At 68.2% G+C, this 17,619-nt stretch carries 15 protein-coding genes; 8 read left to right on the plus strand and 7 right to left on the minus strand.

Translation table 11 applies throughout. The features are described 5' to 3' along the window. Positions 1 to 8: 8 nt before the first annotated feature. The 4 genes from WC493_RS09640 to WC493_RS09655 form a co-directional block, all read right to left on the minus strand. Positions 9 to 1,406: a protein kinase gene (locus WC493_RS09640; RefSeq protein WP_373064982.1), complete on the minus strand. Its 1,398-nt coding sequence runs from the start codon at positions 1,404 to 1,406 to the stop codon at positions 9 to 11. Positions 1,407 to 1,408: 2 nt separating this feature from the next. Then, on the minus strand, positions 1,409 to 2,149 hold the full coding sequence (locus tag WC493_RS09645) for a metallophosphoesterase (RefSeq protein WP_373064984.1): 741 nt from the start codon (positions 2,147 to 2,149) through the stop codon (positions 1,409 to 1,411). A gap of 94 nt (positions 2,150 to 2,243) precedes the next feature. Continuing rightward, positions 2,244 to 2,732, minus strand: coding sequence for a hypothetical protein (locus WC493_RS09650; RefSeq protein WP_373064986.1), 489 nt, complete (start codon positions 2,730 to 2,732; stop codon positions 2,244 to 2,246). Positions 2,733 to 2,809: 77 nt separating this feature from the next. Continuing rightward, positions 2,810 to 3,520 carry an extensin family protein gene (locus WC493_RS09655; RefSeq protein ID WP_373064988.1) on the minus strand — a complete coding sequence of 237 codons (711 nt, stop codon included), beginning with the start codon at positions 3,518 to 3,520 and terminating at the stop codon, positions 2,810 to 2,812. 86 nt (positions 3,521 to 3,606) lie between these two features. Here WC493_RS09655 and WC493_RS09660 point away from each other — a divergent pair, with 86 nt between their 5' ends. Then, the gene (locus WC493_RS09660) at positions 3,607 to 4,428 is read left to right on the plus strand and encodes a hypothetical protein (protein WP_373064990.1); all 822 of its coding nucleotides are present in this window, start codon (positions 3,607 to 3,609) and stop codon (positions 4,426 to 4,428) included. On the opposite strand, the gene WC493_RS09665 is transcribed toward WC493_RS09660, so the two are convergent. From WC493_RS09665 to WC493_RS09675, 3 genes are read right to left on the minus strand one after another with little or no spacing between them, the layout of a single operon-like run. Then, a complete protein-coding gene (locus tag WC493_RS09665) occupies positions 4,429 to 5,127 on the minus strand; it encodes a lipid-binding SYLF domain-containing protein (RefSeq protein WP_373064993.1) in 699 nt (232 codons plus the stop codon). A gap of 58 nt (positions 5,128 to 5,185) precedes the next feature. Continuing rightward, positions 5,186 to 5,986 (minus strand): ABC transporter permease, encoded by an 801-nt coding sequence (locus WC493_RS09670; protein WP_373064995.1) that lies wholly within the window; start codon positions 5,984 to 5,986, stop codon positions 5,186 to 5,188. Then, a complete protein-coding gene (locus WC493_RS09675) occupies positions 5,983 to 6,741 on the minus strand; it encodes an ABC transporter ATP-binding protein (protein ID WP_373064997.1) in 759 nt (252 codons plus the stop codon). Before WC493_RS09675 ends, WC493_RS09670 begins: the two co-directional genes overlap by 4 nt. Before the next feature lie 114 nt (positions 6,742 to 6,855). Between WC493_RS09675 and WC493_RS09680 the strand changes: the two genes are divergently transcribed. From WC493_RS09680 to WC493_RS09710, 7 genes are all read left to right on the plus strand, one after another. Next, positions 6,856 to 7,815, plus strand: coding sequence for a complex I NDUFA9 subunit family protein (locus WC493_RS09680; protein WP_373064999.1), 960 nt, complete (start codon positions 6,856 to 6,858; stop codon positions 7,813 to 7,815). A gap of 410 nt (positions 7,816 to 8,225) precedes the next feature. Further along, positions 8,226 to 9,668 (plus strand): NAD(P)-dependent oxidoreductase, encoded by a 1,443-nt coding sequence (locus tag WC493_RS09685; protein ID WP_373065001.1) that lies wholly within the window; start codon positions 8,226 to 8,228, stop codon positions 9,666 to 9,668. Positions 9,669 to 9,687: 19 nt separating this feature from the next. After that, positions 9,688 to 14,229: a glutamate synthase large subunit gene (gltB, locus tag WC493_RS09690; protein ID WP_373065003.1), complete on the plus strand. Its 4,542-nt coding sequence runs from the start codon at positions 9,688 to 9,690 to the stop codon at positions 14,227 to 14,229. 156 nt (positions 14,230 to 14,385) lie between these two features. After that, positions 14,386 to 15,090: a hypothetical protein gene (locus WC493_RS09695; RefSeq protein WP_373065005.1), complete on the plus strand. Its 705-nt coding sequence runs from the start codon at positions 14,386 to 14,388 to the stop codon at positions 15,088 to 15,090. Between the two features lie 208 nt (positions 15,091 to 15,298). Further along, entirely contained in the window at positions 15,299 to 15,640 is a 342-nt protein-coding gene (locus WC493_RS09700; RefSeq protein WP_373065007.1) for a hypothetical protein, read from the plus strand. A gap of 10 nt (positions 15,641 to 15,650) precedes the next feature. Further along, positions 15,651 to 16,226 carry a hypothetical protein gene (locus WC493_RS09705; protein WP_373065009.1) on the plus strand — a complete coding sequence of 192 codons (576 nt, stop codon included), beginning with the start codon at positions 15,651 to 15,653 and terminating at the stop codon, positions 16,224 to 16,226. Further along, entirely contained in the window at positions 16,213 to 17,520 is a 1,308-nt protein-coding gene (locus tag WC493_RS09710; protein ID WP_373065011.1) for a DUF1513 domain-containing protein, read from the plus strand. Before WC493_RS09705 ends, WC493_RS09710 begins: the two co-directional genes overlap by 14 nt. Positions 17,521 to 17,619 lie beyond the last annotated feature (99 nt).

The raw sequence follows: 17,619 nt of genomic DNA on the forward strand, positions 1-17,619 counted from the left end.
AATAAGCCTCAGCCCTCGCCGCCCTCGCCGTCGCCCCTGGTGCGCACCACGGTGACGCTGCAGGGCGCCTCGGCCGCCACTTCGCCGGAGACGGAGCCGAGCAGGCTCCGCATGGTCGAGCGGGCGCGGGCGCTCATCACGATCTGGTCGATGTGGTTGGAGCGCGCGAATTCGAGGATGGCGGTGGCGGGCGAGACCGCTTCGAGGACGTGGTAGGTCACTTGGCCTTCGCCGAGGCCGAGCGGGCGGGCCCAGTGGCGGAGCTCGATCAGGCGCTGCATGTGCTTGTTCTCGCCCTCCTCGTCGAGGGTCGAATCCATGCCGATGCGGCGCAGCTTGAGCACGTTGACGCAGGCGAGGCGGGCGTTCGGCATGGCCGACATGGTATGGCGCACATTGGCGCGCATGGCGTCGGCCACGGCGTCGGACTGGGTGGCGGGGTCGATCGCCACCATGACGATGGGGGCGTCGCCCGACGGCTTCTCGACATGGATCAACTGGTCGATGTCGAGCCGGCGGCGCCAGGCGGTGAAGAACCCGTCCTGTTCCAGCCGCTCGGCCCGCGCGGTCAACTGCACCTGGCCCGGGTTGCGCAGGTCGAGGGCGAGCTGGGCCGCGGTCGGGTGGCGCAGCGCCGGATTGACTTCGAGGCAGCGGAGGATGATCTCCTGCAGCCAGGGCGGGCAGTCCGGCTTGATGCCGCGCGGCGGCACGGGATCGCGCCACAGGCGTTTCTTCAGGCCCTTCATGCCCTGCGGATCGCCGAAGGGCCGGATCCCGGTGACGAAGAAATACATCAAGGCGCCGAGCGAGAAGAGATCGCTCCGCGGCTCCGAACGCTGGCCCAGGATCTGTTCCGGCGCCATATAGGGCGCGGTGCCGTAAGGCACGCGGAATTCCTCGTCCATCAGGTCGGGCAGTTGCAGGTGGCGCGACAGGCCGAAGTCGACCAGCGCCATCTCGCCCGTCGGCCGCACCATGATGTTGGAGGGTTTGACGTCGAGATGGACGACCTGCTGGCGGTGCAGGGCGTCGAGCGCGGTCGCCACCCGGGCACCGATGTCGGCCACTTCGGCGGGCGGCAGGGGCAGGTCGGGCAGGCGCTTGTGCAGGGTCGGCCCGTCGATCCGCTCCATCACGATATAGGGCGTGGTCTTGAAGTCGCCCGAGGCGATGAAGCGCGGCACATGGACGCCGGTCAGGCGCGGCAGGATCATCTGCTCCATCTCGAAGCCGACGATCACCGCCGGGTCCTCGCCCTCGGCGAGGCGCGGCACCTTCATGATCAGGGGGATCGAATAGGCGTCGTGGCGGACCGACCACAGTGTCGCCATGCCGCCCCGGTGGATCTGGGAATCGACCAGGAAACCGTCGATGACGCGGCCCGTCTCGATCCTGGCGACCACGATCAGCGCCCGGCGAAGAGACGGGACGCGAGGCCGGTGGGAAGGCCGGCGTCGACGATCTTCCGCGCCGCCGCCTCGACGTCATAGGGCACGCGCTGGAAGGTGATCTCGGCCGTGAAGGTATTGTAGAGGGCATAGGCCGCGGCCGGGTTGCCGTCCCGTGGCTGGCCGACCGAGCCGATCAGGCAGAGCCAGCGGCGCTGCGCCAGCAGGGGCACGGAGACACCCGGCGTCGGCTGGAACGGCGTCAGCTTGCCGAGGCCGGAGAGGCCGTAGATGCCGGGGACATGGACATGGCCCGAAAAGACCAGCCGCGTCTCCGCCGCTTCCAGGCTGTGGCGCGCACTCTCGCCGTCGGTCACATAGATCCAGCGGTCGGGCGCCGAAGCGTCGGCATGGACATAGAGGCGGTCGTCGTCGATCACCGTCATCGGCAGGGCGTCGAGGAAGCGGCGCGAATCGCGGGAGAGATGGCCACGGGTCCATTCGATCGCCGCCGCGGCATTGTTGTTCATGCCGCCGACGCCGCCGGTCGCCGCATCGTCGTGATTGCCGCGGATGGCGACGGCCCCCTTGGCGACCCGTTCCATGACCGTCTGCACGGTCCATTCCGGATCCGCGCCATAGCCGATGTAGTCGCCGAGGAAGACGAATTTCTGCGCGCCCTTGGCCTCGGCGTGGGCGAGGCAGGCCGAGAAGGCTTCCCGGTTCGAATGGATGTCGGTCAGAAACGCGATCAGCACGGCCTGTTTCCTGGACGGGTCTTCGCCCTTTGTTTGTGACCGAGCCTAGGCGGGGCGGGCCGGTCTTAGCAACCCGCCCTTTGGTCGGAAGCGCTCAGAACGGCGGCGGCAGGGCGCCGTGCGCGCCGGGCAGGGCCGTCGAGTCGCTCGACCCGCCGACGCTCGGTCCGGAATAGAGCGGGCTCTGCGCCGGGGCCTCGCGCCGGGTCGGCACGAAGCTCCGGGCGCAGAACAGGGTGCTGCCGCCCGCCACGATGCCGGAGACGACGCCCTTCTGGTCGACGAAGGCGGTCACGTCGCAGTCCTGCACGATTTCCTTGCCGTCGACGATCGCATTGCCGCGGCGCGACCAGACGGCGACGGTGCCGCCGTCCGAGGCGGGCTTCCTGGTCGTCGGCTCGCCATAGCTGGTCACCAAGTCGGCGAAAGGCTTGCCCTGATAGGCTTCGAGCTGGTCGCCGAAGGCGGCGCGGGCCTCGGCCGCGCGGTCCGGGCCGGGCGGCGGGGCCGGCTTGGCGCAGGCAGCGAGGACGAGGGCGATCGCGGTGGCGGCGATGGCTGGGGGGGCAAGCAGGGCGCGCACGGTTCCACTCATTTTCTGTTGCCGAGACCCTAACCCGCGGCGCACCGGGGACGAAGGGAAATCGCCCCGGCGGCCCCTCAACGGCAGGCCCCGAAAGGCCCCATGTCGAGATGCAGGTGGTCGTGGTGGGTGGGGTCGTGATCGGGTCCCAGCACGACCTTGAACCAGTGGCAGGCGCCGTCGCGAAGCGCCAGGAGGAAGCGCCCGGCGGCATCGCCTTTGCCCCAATCGGCCGTGATGGTGACGCGCCGGCCGCTCGCCGTGGTGAAACCGGCGAGGTCGATTGCATTGGCCTTGGCGTGCTCGCTGCGCCGCCGGCCTTCCTCGCGGCCGATGTTGCGGCAATTATAGGTGCCCCAGTCTTCGACCGCGGTGATCCGGCTGCGCAGCTCGCGCTCCGCCGCAGGTTGCAGGACTTGGCGCTCGAACAGGACATAGGCGGCGGTCATGGCGCAGGTCAGCACGACGGGCGCCTTGAAGCGTGCCTTTTCGCCCGCGTAGCGAAGCGCGTCGGCGAAGCCGCAGCCTTCGACGATCGGCTCGTCCGGGATCGCCTCGAAGGCGACATGGCCGGCGCGCAGCGTCGCGAAACAGGCGACCGGGTCCTCGGTCAGGGCGAGCAGTTGCGACCGGGTGAACCAGCCGGGTGCCGCGTCGAGGTCCAGCCGGCCCCAGGGATCGTCGCCCGGCGCCAGCCAATGCAGGCGGTGCGCGGTCCAGGCAGCACCGAAGCCGAGGCCGGCGATCAGCAGGAGCGCCGCCGGCAGGATCAGCATCAGGCGGCGCATCGACGAACTCCGGACACTTGACGACGCCCCCCGGCCCCTCCGTAATCGGGCGGCATTCTAACGGATCGCGGAAGGGGCGGGCAGGGGTGCTCGACGCATTCGTCCACTGGTTCGCCGTCCAGCCGGCCGGCCCGGCCATCGCCGCCCTGATGATCGACCGTCTGTGGCCGCGCCGCCGGGCGTCGCCCCCGGCCGTGGTGGCGCGGCCCGTCGCCATTCTGGTGCGGCGGCTGAACCGGGCCAGGCGCCCGGCGGCGACCCGGCGTTTCCGCGGTACCTTGCTCTGGCTGGTGGTGGTGGGTCTCGCCGTCGGCCTCGGCTTCGCGGTGGCGGCGGCGCTGCGCGACTGGCTGCCGGCGCCTTGGCCCGCCGTGTCGGAAGTCTTCATCCTGGCCGCCGGAATCGCCTATCAGGCCGCCCGCTCGACGGCGCGGCGCGCGGTCCAGGGCCTCGCCTCGCTGGGGCCGCGGCGGGCCGAACAGGTCGGCACGATCGCCTGTGCCCGCCTCGCCTCGCGCTTCGCCGATGGGGCGGTGGCGCTGCCGCTCGCCTATCTGGCGGCCGGCTTGCCGGGACTTTTCGCGATCAAGGCCGGGCAATGGCTGGTCCATGCCGTGGACCGGGACCGGGACGGCGACTTCGGCCGCGCGGTTCGGCGCTGTCACGGGCTGCTGACGGCGCCGGCCGCCTGGATCGCGGGGGTGCTGATCGGCCTTGGCCGGCTGCCGGCGCCGGGCCTGGCGCCGTCGCCCGCGGTCACCGCGCTGGCCGGCGTGCTGGACCGCGGCGGGCTGGTGCCCTCGGCCGCGGCGCGCCGCCTGGCGGGGGCCCGGATCGTGGTCGACCGGGCCCATGCGCTGTGGATCGTCGTGCTGGCCGCGGCCAGCGTCCTGTCGGCGGTGTTCTGATCAGGCGTGGGCGACGCGGGCCAGCGTCGACTTCAGGGCGGCAGCGCCCGGATTGTCCACCAGGCGGTTCAGCACGATGTCGCGCGGATTGACCGAACGGCCGTAGTAGGCCTTGTTCCAGCTCGCCGCCGAGAGCACGCCGGCGCCTTCGAGCGAGGCGCCCGCGAACAGGCCCTTGGCCCGGGCGTAGGAATAGATGTCGGCGCGGAAATTGGTCGTGGTCGCCGCTTCGACGCCCGAACCCACGGGGCCGACCGCGATCGAGGCGTCGGCGCCGAGCTTCATCTCGTCCTTGAAGATCGCCTCGAGGCCGCGCTGGTTGTTGACCACCAGGACCACTTCCGAAGCCTGGGCGCCGATCTGCAGGCCGATCGAACCGGCCGCCAGCGAATAGAAGGCGGGGGCGGACCATTGCCCGCTCGCTTTGTCGCGGCCGACCAGCACGCCGTCGCCGCCCGAGCCGCCGATGATGAAGCCGGCCTTGAGAAGCTGGGGCACGATCAGGCAGCCGACGGAACGGCTGAGATAGGCCTTCATGTCGCCGTAGGACGGGTCGCTGCCCATGCTCTCGATGGTGATGCGCGCCTGGTCGACCAGGGTCTGCTGGTCGGAAGCGGCCAGGGCGGCGCGGCCGAAGCCGGCCAGGGCGATGGCGGTGACGGCACCGCCCATCAGGTCGCGTCGGGACATCATCTGCATTTCGCTCTTCCTTCTGCTACCCCCACCGGACCAACGGCCGGTAGCGATCAGGGTTCCCTCATTCGCCCATCTGGAGCAGGCGTCCGCGGTCGCGCGCACTTTCGTGGAAGGCGAGGAAGGCCGCAATGCCCAATCCGAGATAGAGCAGGTCGAGGGCGAAGGCGGCGGCCAGATGGTCGCCCCGGACCACGCCGTCGCGGAGCAGCGCGCGCATCCCTTCGAAGACATGGGTCGAGGGCAGGGCGAGCGAGACCGGCTGCAGCCATTCGGGCAATACCGCGAGGGGGTAGAACACCGCCGAAAGGGGTGCGATGGCGAAGACGAAGCCCCAGGCCAGGGCCTCCGCCCCCATGCCGACCCGCATCACGAGGCCGGCGATGAACAGGCCGATGGCCCAGCCCATGAAGACCAGCAGGGCGAAGAAGGCGGCCAGCGACAGGCCCATGTCGTAAATCGAGAAACCGAAGAACCAGATCGCCAGCAGGCTGGTCGGCACCATGCCGACCAGGGTGCGCAGCATGCCCACGGTCGCCAGCGCCGCCAGGAATTCGATCGGGCGGAGCGGGCTCGCCATCAGGTGGCCGAGGTTCCGCGAATACATTTCCTCGAGAAAGGACATCGAGGTGCCCAATTGGGCGCGCAGCAGCACGTCCCACAGCAGGGCGGCACCCAGCAGCACGCCGAGGCCCTGGCCCGCGGCACCCGCCGGCGGTGCCAGCGAGACAGTGATGAAGCCCCAGGTCAGCATCTGCACCGTCGGCCAATAGACCATGTCGAGGAGCCGCGGCCAGGACGAGCGGAGCAGGTACCAATGGCGCAGCACCAGGGCGCCGATCCGGTTCAGCGACGGCGCGCTCATGCCGCCCCCTTCACGCCGCTGCGGGCGATATCGAGGAAGACCTGTTCGAGATTCTCCCGTCCATAGCGGGCGAGCAGGCCGGCGGGCGTGTCGTGGTCGACCACGCGGCCCTTCTGCATCATCACGACGTCGGCGCACATCCGCTCGACCTCCGCCATATTGTGGGAGGCGAGCAGGATGGCAGCACCGGCGCGGCGCTGATAGTCCAGCAGATAGGTCCGCACCCAGTCGGCGGTATCGGGATCGAGCGAGGCGGTCGGCTCGTCCAGGAGCAGGAGGCGGGGCGAATTGACCAGCGCCTTGGCCAGGGCGACGCGCGTCCGCTGCCCGGCGGAGAGGCGGCCGACCGGGCGCTCCAGTAAGTCGCCGAGGTCGAGGTCGCCGGCCAGTTCGGCCACCCGGCGGCGCGGTTCGGCGACGCCGTAGAGGCGGGCGAAGACGGTCAGATTCTCCTCGACGGTCAGGCGGTGCGGCAGATCGACATAGGGCGAGGAGAAATTGAGCCAGGATTTGACCAGGACCGGCTCCCGCGCGAGGTCGTGGCCGAGCACGCGGATGGTGCCGGCCGTGGGCTTCAGGAGGCCCAGGATCATGGCGATCGTGGTGGTCTTGCCGGCGCCGTTGCCGCCCAGCAAGCCGGTGATGGCGCCCGCCGCGATCGAGAAGCTGACATCGGCCACCGCCTCGAGCGCACCGAAGCGCTTGGCCAGATGGTCGACGATCAGGACGGGCGGGGTGGAATCGGGCGAGGACACGGCGCCATCATGCCAAATGCTTCGACCTTTATCCATGAGGGCCGCGGCGCCATTGGCGGCGGCCCCCTTAATGGTTATGGTGCGCGCAATAAGGTTCGGGACTGGAGTGCGCAGATGGCCGACAGGCTGGTCACGGTATTCGGGGGTTCGGGTTTCGTCGGTCGCTACGTCGTGAAGCGGCTGGCCAAACAGGGCTGGCGCGTGCGCGTCGCCGTGCGGCGGCCGCAGGAAGCGGGCTTTCTCCGCCCCATGGGCGACGTCGGGCAGATCGCCATCGTGCAGGCCAATGTGCGCCACAAGGCGTCGGTCGAACTGGCGGTGCACGGTGCCGAGGCGGTGGTCAACCTGGTCGGCCTGATCGCCGAGTCGGGCAGCCAGAGCTTCAACCTGATCCAGGCCCAGGGTGCCAAACGCGTGGCCGAGGCGGCCAAGGCGGCCGGCGCCTCGCGCTTCGTCCAGCTCTCGGCGATCGGCGCCGCGGCCGATGCGCCGTCCGAATACGGCCGCAGCAAGGCGGCGGGCGAGGCCGGTGTGAAGGCGGCCTTCCCGGAGGCGGTGATCCTGCGCCCCTCCCTGGTGTTCGGGCCGGAAGACAAGTTCTTCAACCGCTTCGCCAATCTGGCGCGCTACTCGCCGGTGCTGCCGCTGATCGGCGGCGGCGCCAACCTGGTGCAGCCGGTCTATGCCGGCGATGTCGCCGATGCCGTGGTCGCGGCGGTGAACGGCACCGTGACCGCCGCCGACAAGCCCTATGAACTGGGCGGCCCCACGGTCTACAGCTTCCGCCAGCTCATGGAACTGATCCTCAAGGTGACGGGGCGCAAGGCCCTGCTGCTGCCCGTGCCCCTCGGCCTCGCCAAGCTGCAGGCGGCTGCGGTCGGCTGGCTGCCCGGCGCGCCGATCACCGTCGACCAGGTGAAGATGCTGGAAGTCGACAATGTGGTGGCGCCCGATGCGCCCGGCTTCGACGCCTTCGGCATCACGCCGGATTCGGTCGAGGCGGTGGTGCCGTCCTATCTCCTGCGCTTCCGCAAGACTGGCCAATACGCCACGGCGACCACCGTCGAAGGCTGAGCTTCGGCCGCTCTCCTGAACGAGAACCCGCCCGGGGCGAACCGGGCGGGTTTTTTTGCGCCTGCGAGCGCCGGCGCCCACATCGATCTCGACGGCTGTGGGAAAATCGTTTCAAATCAAGGTTGTCGGGACCGCCGGCCGAGGCCGGGACGGCGTGCTGCGCCGCCATATAGGTCGCAAAACGGAACTATTTATGCCTAAAATCTGGGCTCGCCCTGCTTCCTTCCTGGGCGACCGCGGAAATTAGGACAGTAATATTTACCTAACGGCATTTTTCTGCTTTGCGATCAGGAAAATTGCAGGTATCAACACGGATGAAACCGGCGCCACGCGCCGGGACCGCCGTAACGCGCCCATGAGCCAGACTGCGAGGCCGGGGGCGTTTGACCTGGGCCGCGATGGAGTGCGCCATGGCTGAAAACAAGATGCTGAAGTTCGTGTCGCTCGAGCAGCAGACGCCGCCGAAGCGGAGTGCGGAAGAGCGTGTGAACGACTTCGCCGAGATCTATGCGACCTTCGTTCAGCCCTCCGCCCAGGCGCAGGCCAGCCGCTGCTCGCAATGCGGCATTCCCTTCTGCCAGGTGCATTGCCCGCTCTCCAACAATATCCCGGACTGGCTGAAGCTGACCGCCGAGGGGCGCCTGCAGGAAGCCTACGAACTGTCGCAGGCGACCAATTCGATGCCGGAAGTCTGCGGCCGCATCTGCCCGCAGGACCGCCTGTGCGAAGGCAATTGCGTGATCGAGAAGGACTTCAACTCGGTCACCATCGGCTCGGTCGAGAAATTCCTGACCGACACCGCCTGGGAGAACGGCTGGGTGAAGCCGCGCAAGCCGCGCAAGGAACTGGGCCAGTCGGTCGGCATCATCGGTGCAGGCCCGGCCGGTCTCGCCGCGGCCGAAATGCTGCGTGCCAAGGGGTACGAGGTCCATGTCTACGACCGTTACGACCGCGTCGGCGGCCTGCTGGTCTATGGCATCCCGGGCTTCAAGCTCGAAAAGCAGGTGATCGGGCGCCGCGCCGACCTGCTGAAGGACCAGGGCGTCACCTTCCACCTGAATTTCGAGATCGGCCGCGACGCCTCCCTCGCCGACCTGAAGGCCAAGCACGACGCCCTGCTGATCGCGACCGGCGTCTACAAGGCGCGCGACGTGGCGGTGCCGGGTTCGGGCCTCGCCGGGGTGGTGCCGGCCATGACCTATCTGACCACCTCGAACAAGGTCGGCCTCGGCGACACGGTGCCGGAATTCGAATCCGGCGCGCTCGACGCCAACGGCAAGAACGTGATCGTGATCGGCGGCGGCGACACCGCGATGGACTGCGTGCGCACCGCCGTCCGCCAGGGCGCCAAATCGGTGAAATGCCTCTATCGCCGCGACCGGGAGAACATGCCGGGTTCCATGCGCGAGGTGAAGAACGCCGAGGAGGAAGGCGTCGAATTCGTCTGGCTCTCGGCACCGCAGGCGTTCCTGGGCGACAGCCAGGTGACCGCGGTCAAGGCCCATCGCATGCGTCTCGGCCTGCCGGATTCGAGCGGGCGCCAGACGCCTGAGGTGATCGAGGGTTCCTCGACCAACCTGCCGGCCGATCTCGTGGTGAAGGCGCTGGGCTTCGACCCCGAGGACCTGCCGAAGCTGTTCGGCGCGCCCGAACTGTCGGTCTCGCGCTGGGGCACCGTGAAGGTCGATTTCAAGACCCAGATGACCAATGTCGAGGGTGTCTTCGCCGCGGGTGACATCGTGCGCGGCGCCTCCCTCGTGGTGTGGGCGATCCGCGACGGCCGCGACGTCGCCGACCAGATGCACTCCTATTTGCAGGCGAAGGCGGATGCCGCCATCGCCAAGGCCTCCTGACCGGTTGGAGGGACGAGACATGAGCAAGAATTACGAGAGCGGTTCCGAATTCGTCGCCCACTGGCTGAAGGAGACGGAACGCCTGGATTCCCAGGGCCTCTACTCCCACGAGGACGAGAAGGATTCCTGCGGCGTCGGCCTGGTGGCCGCGATCGACGGCCGGCCGCGGCGCGAAGTGGTGCGCGCCGGCATCGACGCGCTGAAGGCGGTCTGGCACCGCGGTGCGGTCGATGCCGACGGCAAGACGGGCGACGGCGCCGGCATCCACATCGAAATCCCGCAGGACTTCTTCACCGATCACGTCCGCTCGACCGGCCATGTGCCGAGCGAGCGCGGCCTCGCGGTAGGCATGGTGTTCCTGCCCCGCACCGACTTCGGCCAGCAGGAAGCCTGCCGCACCATCGTCGAGCAGGAGATCCTGAACTTCGGCTTCTACATCTACGGCTGGCGCCAGGTTCCCGTCGACATTTCGGTGATCGGCGAGAAGGCCAATGCGACGCGGCCCGAGATCGAGCAGATCATGATCGAGCACCCGGAAGGGTTCACGGTCGACGAGTTCGAACGCAAGCTCTTCATCATCCGCCGCCGGATCGAGAAGCGCGCGCTGGAAGCCAATATCTCGACCGATTTCTACGTCTGCTCGCTGTCGGCGCGCTCGATCATCTACAAGGGCATGTTCCTGGCCGCGGACCTGGAGAACTTCTATCCGGATCTGACGGACGATCGTTTCGTCTCGTCCTTCGCGATCTATCACCAGCGCTATTCGACCAACACCTTCCCCAAGTGGAAGCTGGCGCAGCCCTTCCGCATGCTCGCCCACAACGGCGAGATCAACACCTGGCGCGGCAACGTCAACTGGATGAAGAGCCATGAGATCCGCATGGTCTCGGAAGCCTTCGGCGAATATTCGGACGACATCAAGCCGGTGATCCAGCCCGGCGGCTCGGACTCGGCCGCCCTCGACAATGTCTTCGAGGTCCTGGTGCGGGCCGGCCGCTCGGCGCCGCTGGCCAAGACCTTCCTGGTGCCCGAAGCCTGGTCGAAGAAGTCGACCATGCCGGAAGCGCACCGGGCCATGTATGCCTATGCCAATGCGGTGATGGAGCCGTGGGACGGCCCGGCGGCGCTCGCCATGACCGACGGGCGCTGGATCGTCGGCGGTCTCGACCGTAATGGCCTGCGTCCCATGCGCTATACGATCACGCGCGACGGCCTCCTGGTCATCGGCTCGGAGACCGGCATGGTCCTGCTGCCGGAGGCGAATGTGGTCGAGAAGGGCCGTCTCGGGCCTGGGCAGATGATCGCCGTCGACCTCGCCGACGGAAGGCTCTACCACGACCGCGAAGTGAAGGACATGCTGGCGGCCCAGCATCCTTACGTCGAATGGACGCGCTCGATCGTCGAACTCGACGAGAAGATCAAGCCGGCCAAGGAACCGACGCCTTACGAGCGGGCGGAGCTGCGCATGCGCCAGCTCGCGGCCGGCCTCAGCCACGAGGACATGGAGCTGATCCTCCAGCCCATGGTCGAGGACGGCAAGGAAGCCATCGGTTCCATGGGCGACGACACGCCGCTCGCCGTGCTGTCCGAGAAGTTCCGCCCGCTGCACCACTATTTCCGGCAGAACTTCAGCCAGGTCACCAATCCGCCCATCGATCCCCTGCGCGAGCATCGGGTGATGAGCCTGAAGACGCGCTTCGGCAACCTGAAGAACGTGCTGGCCCAGGATTCGTCCCAGGCCAACGTCCTGGTGCTGGAGAGCCCTGTGGTCTCCTCGGGCGAGCTCGAAGAGTTGAAGAAGGTGATGGGTGACTCCGTCGCCGAGATCGACTGTACCTTCGCGGCCGACGACGGCGTGGACGCCCTGAAGCACGCCGTTTCGCGCATCCGCCAGGAGGCGGAGGACGCGGTGCGGCAGGGCTACGGCCACCTGATCCTGACCGACGAGAAGATCTCCGAGGAACGCGCCGCGATCCCGATGATCCTGGCCGTCGGCGGCGTGCACAGCCACCTGGTGCGCCGTGGCCTGCGCACCTTCACCTCGATCAACGTGCGTTCGGCCGAGTGCCTGGATACGCATACTTTCGCCGTGCTGCTCGGCTGCGGGGCGACCACGGTCAACGCCTATCTGGCCGAAGCCTGCATCGCCGACCGGCTGGCGCGCGGCCTGTTCCCGGGTCTTTCCCACGCCGAATGCATCGCGCGCTTCAAGGAGGCGATCAACCAGGGCCTCCTGAAGATCATGTCGAAGATGGGCATCTCGGTGCTCTCGAGCTACCGCGGTGGTTACAACTTCGAGGCGGTCGGCCTCAGCCGGGCGCTGGTCGCGGAATTCTTCCCCGGCATGCAGTCGCGCATCTCCGGTATCGGCCTCGCCGGCATCCAGAAGAAGGTCCTCGAGCTGCACGCCCGTGCCTTCGATCCGGAAGTGGCGGCCTTGCCGGTGGGCGGTCTCTACCGCTTCCGCAAGAACGGCGAGCTCCATGCCTGGGAAGGCAGCCTGATCCACCTGCTCCAGCAGTCGGTGGCGACGGACAGCTATACGCTCTACAAGAAATATGCCCAGGCGCTGCACAGTCGGGCGCCGATCTCGCTCCGCGACCTGCTCGAATTCAAGCCGGCCGGCAAGCCGGTGCCGATCGAGGAAGTCGAATCGATCACCTCGATCCGCAAGCGCTTCGTGACCCCCGGCATGTCGCTCGGCGCGCTCAGCCCCGAGGCGCATGAGACCCTGACCATCGCCATGAACCGGATCGGCGCCAAGGCCGACTCCGGCGAAGGCGGCGAGGGGGCGGAGCGCTTCAAGCCGCGGCCGAACGGCGACAACGCCAATTCGCCGATCAAGCAGGTGGCGTCGGGCCGCTTCGGCGTCACCGCCGAATATCTGAACAATGCCCGCGAGCTGGAAATCAAGGTCGCCCAAGGGGCGAAGCCCGGCGAGGGCGGCCAGCTGCCCGGCTTCAAGGTGACGGTCGAGATCGCGCGGCTGCGCCATTCGACGCCGGGCGTCATGCTGATCTCGCCGCCGCCGCATCACGACATCTATTCGATCGAAGATCTGGCCCAGCTCATCTACGACCTGAAGCAGATCAACCCGACCGCCCAGGTCTGCGTGAAGCTGGTCTCGGGTTCCGGCATCGGCACCATTGCCGCGGGCGTCGCCAAGGCCAAGGCCGACGTGATCCTGATCTCGGGCCATGTCGGCGGCACCGGCGCCTCGCCCCAGACCTCGATCAAATATGCCGGCCTGCCCTGGGAAATGGGCCTGACCGAGTCGAACCAGGTGCTCACCCTGAACCGCCTGCGTCACTCGGTGAAGCTCCGTACCGACGGCGGCATCAAGACCGGCCGCGACGTCGTCATGGCCGCCCTCATGGGGGCGGAGGAATATGGCGTCGGCACGGCCAGCCTGGTCGCCATGGGCTGCATCATGGTGCGCCAGTGCCAGTCGAACACCTGCCCGGTCGGCGTCTGCACCCAGGACCCGGCGATGCGCGAGAAGTTCGACGGCAATCCGGAGAAGGTGGTCAACCTGTTCTCCTTCATCGCCGAGGAAGTGCGCGAGATCCTGGCCTCGCTCGGTCTTCGCTCGATGGACGAGGCGATCGGCCGGGTCGACCTGCTGCGTCAGGTTTCCCGCGGTCATCACCACCTCGACGACCTCGACCTCAACCCCCTGCTGGTCACGCCGGATTCCGGCCCCTACGCCCGCCATTCGGTGATCGAAGGGCGGAACGAGGTGCCGGACACGCTGGACGCCCAGATGGTGAAGGATGCGGAAGCGGTCTTCGAGCGCGGCGAAAAGATGCAGCTCACCTATTCCGTCCGTAACACGCAGCGTGCCATCGGTACCCGGCTGTCGTCCCATGTCGTGCGCAAGTTCGGCATGGCCGGGCTCGACCACGGCCATATCACCGTCTCGCTGCGCGGCTCGGCCGGGCAGTCGCTCGGCGCCTTCGCGGTGCAGGGTGTCACGCTGAAGGTTTACGGCGACGCCAACGACTATGTCGGCAAAGGGCTCTCGGGCGGCACCATCATCGTGCGGCCGACGACCTCGTCGCCGCTGGTCCCGCACGAGAACACGATCATCGGCAACACGGTGCTCTACGGCGCCACCGCGGGCTTCCTGTTCGCGGCCGGCCAGGCGGGCGAGCGTTTCGCCGTCCGCAACTCGGGCGCCACCACGGTGATCGAGGGCTGCGGCTCCAACGGCTGCGAATATATGACCGGCGGTACCGCGGTGATCCTGGGCGCGGTCGGCGACAATTTCGGCGCCGGCATGTCGGGCGGCATGGCCTTCGTCTATGACCCGGACGACGAATTCCCGTCCCGGATCAACGAAGAGTCCGTGCTGTTCCAGCGTCTCGCCTCGGCCCATTGGGAAGGGCTGCTGAAGGATCTGGTCGTGCGCCACCAGGCCGAGACCGGCTCGCCCCTGGCGACCCGTCTGCTCTCGGACTGGGAACGCGAGATCGACCGCTTCTGGCAGATCTGCCCGAAGGAGATGGCGAACAGGCTGAGCCACCCGCTCTCCGACAAGGCGGCCCTGAAGCGCGCCTGATCCGGCATTGGTGCATTCGCGCCACAGGTGAATGGGAAACGGCCGGGGCGACCCGGCCGTTTTCGTTTGGGCCAGGTTTCGCCCTGGGATTGCCCCCGCTCCGCCACGATCCGCCGACAAGCATGCCTCGTCACATCAAAAGTTGCGGGAAATGCCATGAGACACCTGAAAATCGCAGTCCTGCTCGCTGCCACCCTCCTGGCGGCTTGCAGCACGCGCTCGATCTCCAACGTCGGCGGCAGCGGCTACGGCGGCCGGAACGATTTCTATCGCGGTGAACTGACCGAGGACGACTTGATCGGCCATCCGGCGGCGGCAGTGACCGAAGCCGATATCGCCGCCGCCCTGAAGACGGCGACGCCGCCGGTGCCCCGCCGCTCCCAGCCGCTGCTGGTAATCCAATCGGGTGCCATGGCGCCCGATCCCGAAATGGTCGAGGCCCTGAAGCGGCGCCAGTTCACCGCGGTGCCTTTCGGCGGCCAGCCGCCCAAGGAGGGCGAGGACAGTTACGGTCTCCGCCTCCGCCTGATGGCGGCCAAGGGCGGCTATCGCCAGGTGCTGTGCTATTGGGGCGCGCTCGAGTCGGCGACCCGGGACCATGCCACCAAGCTGGTCTCCTGGGTGCCGATCGTCGGCGCCATCGTGCCGGACGAGACACAACAGATGCGTATCGTGCTGAAGGGGATGCTGATCGATGTCGAGAGCGGCCGTTGGCGGCTCTATCGCCCCGATCCGGTCGACGATACGGCCCTCAGCGCTTCGATCAACCGCTCGTCCTCCGACCAGGACCAGATCATCAAGCTGAAGACGGCAGGCTATCAGGCCCTTGCCGACGCCCTGGGCGACAGTGCGGCGCCCTGACGCTTCGGCGGTGCAGCAGAATATTGCTGCGCCGCCGCAGGTAATGGCCGGCAGCTCCACCAGTGCTGGCCGTATGTCGTGCGTAGTGGGTCAATTGATCCATCTCAAGGGCAAGGATCGGGCACTCCATTATCAAAAAAGAATTCAAGCGAATCCTTTTCTTTGGCGGAGTTGATATATGAGGAAAGCACGGATCGCGGCTGCAGTCTTGGCGGCCCTGCTGGCGACGGGCGGTATTATGCCCCCGTCGATGGCCTTCGCGGCGGATAAGCCGATCCTGGGCGACATGAAGGTGGACAACGACCCGGCCGTGGCCGCGGTGCGCGATGCCATCGTCCGCTACCAGCGCATGAACGGGCATTGGCCCGCCAGCCTGGATGAAGCGGTGGCGGCCGCCGATCGGGCGCATCCTGTCGATCTCGCCGCCTTCGCGACCACGGCCTATAGCGTGCAGGCGCAGGGCGCCTCGTCGGTCGCCGTGTTCGAATTCACCATGGCCGGTTCGGGCGCCAAAGGTGCCTTCGCCGTGTCCTATCTGAGCATTCGCTGAGGGGGCCGCCATGAGAAAGATCCGCACCACTTTCGCCGCCCTGGCGGTTGCCGCCGCTGCCTCACTGTCGGCCTGCGTCCCGCCCGACCTCGGCGCGGAGGCGATGCCGCCGCCGCCGCCGAAGCCCCTCGACCTCGACAAGGTCGACAGTGCGATCGAAAAGGCCTCGGGTGAAACCCCGGGCACCACGATCTACAGCAATGTCTTCAATCTCTCGGGCGGGTCCTGCGTCGACGCGGCGACCCGCCGGGGCCAGGCCATCGCCACTTCGCTGAACGACATGAAGGCCAAGGGCGACATCCCGGCCGATCATACGGTGAAGGTCTATACCTACAGCGGCTATCGCGTGCCCGGCATCGACTACGGCAGCCTGCACACCTATACGGTGACGCAGATCTCCGACGGCAAGGGCAAGCCGGTGGCGACCTGGACCTCGGACAACTATCTGGGTCCGAATTCGGTCAGCCGCAAGCCGGGTGACGGCGGCTACGGCAACTGGAACGACCCGCTGACCAGCGAGGTCCGGGCGCCGTCGCTGCCGCGCGACCGCCAGGGCGGCGGTGGCGGTGGCGGTGGCGGCGACTGAGGTAGCGGTCATGATCTCGCGCCGGCAAACTATCAGCCGGCGCGGCCTGCTCGGGACGGCGATGGCCGTCCTGGGTTCGGTCGCGCTCGGCCCGTCGACCGCGCGTGCCGCCACGGCACCGGCGCGGCTCTTCGTGCCCGGCTATCGGAGCGGCGAGGCGACGGAAGCAGGCGGTCTGATCGTCGACCGTCCGGGCGTCTTGAAGGCGCCCGCCGGCTGGGACGGGCCGCGGACTCTGGTCTCCATCCTCGATCTCGGTGCCCCCGACGCGCCGCCCCGCCGGGCCGCCTATCCGGTGCGCGGCCACGGCATCGCGCTGGCACCCGCCGCCGGTGTCGCGGTCTTCGCCGGCATGGAGGGCGACACGATCGCCGCCTTCGACCCCGAAACCCTCGATCTCGTCGCCATGGCGGCGCCTATGCGTCCGGGTTGGCGTTTCGGCGGTCATGCCCTGACCTTACCCGACGGGCTTCATGTCGCGATCGCCGAACGGGCGCCGGCCGAACCGATCGGGCCGGACCCCATGGCGGATCTCGCCCGCATGGCCGGCCGGGTGGTGATCCGCGAGGCGGCGACGCTCCGCCCCGTGGGTGATTTTTCGAGTTACGGGCTCCGCCCCCACGACCTCCAGACGACGGCGGACGGCCGCCATCTGGTGATCGCCAATTACGGCAGCACGGCCGCCGACCACACCCCGGAGGGCGAGGCGGAACTGCCCCATGTCCTGGCCCCTTCGGCGGCGATCGTCGAATTGGCCAGCGGTCGCCTGGTCGACCGCATGGCGGCACCGGATCTCGGTGCCGAGTTGCGCCACCTGGTGGCGCCTGCGCTTGACCGCATCTTCGCCGTCACGGCCAAGGTGGCCAGGGCGGCGCCGAGCTCCGACCCCACCCGCGATCCGGCGGCCGAGGTGGGGCTCGACTATGTTTCGGCCCTGCCGCTCCGCCGGGCCGGGCGCGAGGCGGTGCCCCTGCTGACCGAAGCGCCGAAACTCGCCCGCCACGGCCTTTCCATCGCCTATGACCGCACGGCCGACGCGGTGCTGATCAGCTTCCCGGCGAGCCATAGGATCGGCGTTTTCGACGGTGCCACCGGCGCCACGCGGAAGCTGATTCGGACCGACGAGGCAGGCCTGTCCTTCCCCTGCGGTATTGCACCTTCCCCCGATGGGCGGCACTGGCTGGTCACCGGCTATTGGGGCGGCTTGCTCCGCCTGGCCCAGGGTGATTTCGCCCTGTCCCCCGTCCAGGCGGGGGCCGCCTGGTGGGGGCATAGCCACACCGTCGCGGGCTGAGATCGGCTAGATTGGTGCCCGAGGAGGGCACCATGACATCGATCTATCTGGCCGGGCCCGAGGTCTTCCATCCCGAAGCCCGGGCCCTCGGCCTCGCCA

The sequence above is a fragment of the Zavarzinia sp. genome, from assembly GCF_041650655.1.
Lineage (GTDB): Bacteria > Pseudomonadota > Alphaproteobacteria > Zavarziniales > Zavarziniaceae > Zavarzinia.